Genomic DNA, 3,782 nt, shown 5'->3' with positions numbered 1-3,782 from the left:
ACGCAACAACGCCTTGCGAGGGAATGACGACTAGCTATTCAGACAGGTAATGCCTTGCGAGCTACACTTCAGTCTCTTCTAAGACCACTGTAGAATCAGCAAGTTTAGTAATTTTTTCAATTTTTAACCGAGCTTCTTTTAGTTTTTTCTCACAATGATTCTTAAGTAAAATACCTCTTTCAAAGCTATTAACTGCCGTCTCTAGACTCTCTTGTCCGTTATCTATTTTTTTAACAATTTCCTCAAGCTCTTTTAAAGCTTCTTCAAAGCTAATATTTTCTTCTAAAGTTTTAGTATTAGTCATTTATTTTTATTTTTTAATGGTTATCTGTAGTAGTTTTGTTTTCAGTTGTTTGTGGTATAAGTAATTTTTTTAGCTCACTACTATCAAAAGTTTTCTTAGGAGCAAAAATACTCCCTTGCATTTTTATATTAAGATGTGCCAAACTATCTTTATCGGAACTTGTATTTGAGGGATTTAATTTAACAAGCCTTGCCGGTACGTAAAATGATAAAATGCTAGATGCATCCATATCAAAATTATATATATTAACTGCAAAAGAAGCCGCACCGCTACTATATTGTGTTGCAAATTTTACTTTCTTTAACATGGCAATACCTTTTTGTAGTTCAATATCACCGCTTATGCCACTAATATTTTCTTGTCCTATGGTTATACCAGTATTTATATCTTTATCTAAATTTTGCACCTTATAATCAGCTGTATTAATTTTTTCTATAAAAGAATCAATTCCAAAATTATTAACATCTATATTGTTTATAGCAAATTGTGATTTTGTAGTAAGGTTATATAGCTGGCTTTGAAGGCTATTACCGTTAGTCCCTAAACTACCGCTTATACTTACTTTTCCGCTACTTGCAGTAAATATTTTAGGCATAAGAGCCGAAACTTTATCTAAATCTATTGTATTTAAAACATATACGAAATTTATAGAATAAGGTTCCAATAAAATATTGCCGCTACCTTGAAGCTTGCCGCCTAATAATTCTGCTTCAATATTATTAAATTGTAATAGATTATTATTATTTGCTACATAAAATTTAACATTTTTCAATATTAAATTATTCTGTGATAATGTTGATAATGTCCCGTAAAATTGCAATATAGCTTTATCTAAACTATAATCATTTATTAATTTATTTCTTAAATTAAGCATTCCTGCCGGAGATAATAAATCAGTAGTGAGATTACCGTCCTTAATTTCTATGGTCAAAGACGGTAACACACTTGAAGCATCTAAGTTCCAGCTAGTTGATAAATAGCCGCCCGCGGTTTTAAAATCTAAATTACTAATTTTTATATTAGCCGGTATGATTTTAGCAAGCAAATTCATTTTGTCAAATACATGATCGTTATACTTAACGCTATCTATCAAAATATCTAAATTAGCTAAATATCCTATTGTTCTAATAGGAATAAATTTACTTGGATAATCTAAAGTTTTCATATCTTTAGTTAAATTTTTTGTAAATTCGATAAGAGGCGAAATTACCGGATACGTCCTACCGCTTAAGTCAAGTGAAGATATATTAAGCGTAGCATCTAAACGAGGTGTTTGAGCAATAAATTTACTAGAAAAATTTCCCGATAAATTTAAATTGTCTGCTTTAAGTAATAAATTTTTAAAAAATAAATCTATTAAAGTGAGTTTTAAATCCGACGACAAGCTAAAAGGAATAGCTTCTTTAATAGTAACATCGTTAAATCCTAAAATATTCAGTAACGAATTTATATCATTATGCTTTAAATATAGCTGTCCATCGAACATACTTCTAACAGCATTCTGTGTTACATTACCTGTAAGCTTAAATGCTCCACCTGACTTAATATTACCTGAAAGTTCATTTATCTTTAAAGTACCCTTTGATAAGTTAGAAGAAAAGATTATTTTTTCTAGTGCTTCATTACTACTTAATATTATTTCGTTGATTGCTATGTTTGCTTTAAGCAATTTGTCAGCAAAAATAAATCTAATATTTGAAGAAGAAGTATTAAATGTTACCTCTGCATTTGGAGAAATTAACGAACTTAGATCTATTTTAGGAAAATCTAATTTCACATTAGTAGTAATATTATCATTTTTAGCAATGTTAACAAATCCATTACCTGTAATAAAAGAGGATGCTATTACTATGTCTTTTAGCTCTATTTCATCTTCATTATTTGAAATATTAAATTTAACGTTTACTGCCTCATTTTGATTAAATTTATTAAAAAGATGGTTTAAATCCGGTAATATATTGTACATTACCGATGCTAAATTTTTAATCTGATATTCACCGCTACCGCTAGTAAGTTTAAAATCTTTGTAAATTTGCGATAGCTTAAAACCATAATCATTATTATCAATATCAAGACTAAAATCTACTATATCGTCACGTTTATTCATTGAACCTGAAATTTTACCTATATAGTTACTTGTAGTTTTAAATATGTAATTAGATGATAAAGCATTTTCTTTTTTTAATATACAATTATTAAAATTTAAAATAGAATAGTCTTGTTTATTAATAATACTTAGATTAGTAACATTTAGATTTATATTTTGTAATTTATATTTAAAGAAACTCTTTATTAACTCTTCATGATTATAAATACTTAATACATTAGAATTAGAATAAAATTTAGCATCTAATATGTCTATTTTATTAATTTTAGGATTAAATTTTATAAGCGACCACAACGAAAAATGAATTTTAATCTGCTCTAAATCTAACTCTCCTCCTTCCTTTATCGTCTCAATAATTAAATAAGGCAAAGGAAATTTATTCATCTTTATTTTGCCAATATTTTCTTTTGCAATTCCTAAATGTCTGGTAAGATTATTGGTAACTGAATTGTAGTTAACAAAAGATAATGCACCAAAGATTATAAATAACAATAATGAGAAACAAATTATAGTGCCGGAAGCTATTTTTTTTATCATGTCTGTAAAAAAGTTTTTAAATATATTATTATATATAACTATCAAAATTTAAAGGTAAATTAATGAATTCTTTAGAAAATTTAATTTTAGTCGGTGTAATAAAATCATGTCATGGAATTAAAGGTGATGTAATTTTAAAATCTTTTACCGAACCTGCTACAAAAATACTTGAAAGAAATTTAGTAAGTGAGTCAGGAGAAGATATACATATTAAGCTAATTAGCCAAAATGCCAAAGGAGAATTAATTTGTAGATTTAATGATATAACTACTAGAAATGAAGCAGAAAACTTAAAAGGCTATAAAATATTTTGCTTGAGAGCAAGTTTACCGAAACTAGAAGAAGATGAATTTTATATAGCGGATTTAAATCATTTACCTGTATTAAACCAAGATCATAAAGAAATAGGCAAAATTAAAAATATTCTTGATTTTGGTGCCGGTGACATAATTGAAATAGAATTTTTAGATCAAACAACCGAATTATTACCTTTCAATAAAGGGTTTTTCCCTCTTATAACTAAAGATTATGTCGTTTTAAATTATCAAAGAGAAATTTGAACAGGATACCCAGGTCGTCATTGCGAGCGAACGAAGAGAGCGTGGCAATTTCATAAAGTAATACTAACTCCTGAGATTGCCCCGTCAATTACTTCGTAATTTTCCGCGCAATGACGAAAAAACCGATCCACACAAGAATGACCTAGAAAATATTTATTTCAATCTTTAATTGAGTAAATTATATGAATTTGACAATTAAGTCTTAGAGGCTATCAGTAAATTAATTTTAATTAATAATTAAAAGGCTTTTTTAGCGAAAATTAATAAGATTTTT

Annotated in this window: 3 protein-coding genes; 1 reads left to right on the top strand and 2 read right to left on the bottom strand. The window is 27.4% G+C overall.

Features of this window, described 5'->3' with window-relative positions:
• Nucleotides 1-61: 61 nt before the first annotated feature.
• Both KYQ89_RS00175 and KYQ89_RS00170 read right to left on the bottom strand, forming a co-directional pair.
• Entirely contained in the window at nt 62-304 is a 243-nt protein-coding gene (locus KYQ89_RS00175) for an exodeoxyribonuclease VII small subunit (protein WP_008580037.1), read from the bottom strand.
• Between the two features lie 13 nt (nt 305-317).
• Nucleotides 318-2,948, bottom strand: coding sequence for an AsmA-like C-terminal region-containing protein (locus KYQ89_RS00170; protein ID WP_218459785.1), 2,631 nt, complete (start codon nt 2,946-2,948; stop codon nt 318-320).
• A 62-nt stretch (nt 2,949-3,010) separates the two neighbouring features.
• Here KYQ89_RS00170 and rimM point away from each other — a divergent pair, with 62 nt between their 5' ends.
• A complete protein-coding gene (rimM, locus tag KYQ89_RS00165; RefSeq protein ID WP_218459784.1) occupies nt 3,011-3,508 on the top strand; it encodes a ribosome maturation factor RimM in 498 nt (165 codons plus the stop codon).
• The last annotated feature ends 274 nt before the right edge of the window (nt 3,509-3,782 follow it).

The organism is Rickettsia sp. TH2014 (assembly GCF_019249195.1).
GTDB lineage: Bacteria > Pseudomonadota > Alphaproteobacteria > Rickettsiales > Rickettsiaceae > Rickettsia > Rickettsia felis.
This window is presented reverse-complemented; position numbering and strand designations above follow the sequence as displayed.

What these genes read in the sequence shown, in the direction of transcription:
- KYQ89_RS00175 (WP_008580037.1), bottom strand. Translation starts at nt 304, where the DNA reads ATGACTAATACTAAAACTTTAGAAGAAAATATTAGCTTTGAAGAAGCT.
- KYQ89_RS00170 (WP_218459785.1), bottom strand. Translation starts at nt 2,948, where the DNA reads ATGATAAAAAAAATAGCTTCCGGCACTATAATTTGTTTCTCATTATTG.
- rimM (WP_218459784.1), top strand. Translation starts at nt 3,011, where the DNA reads ATGAATTCTTTAGAAAATTTAATTTTAGTCGGTGTAATAAAATCATGT.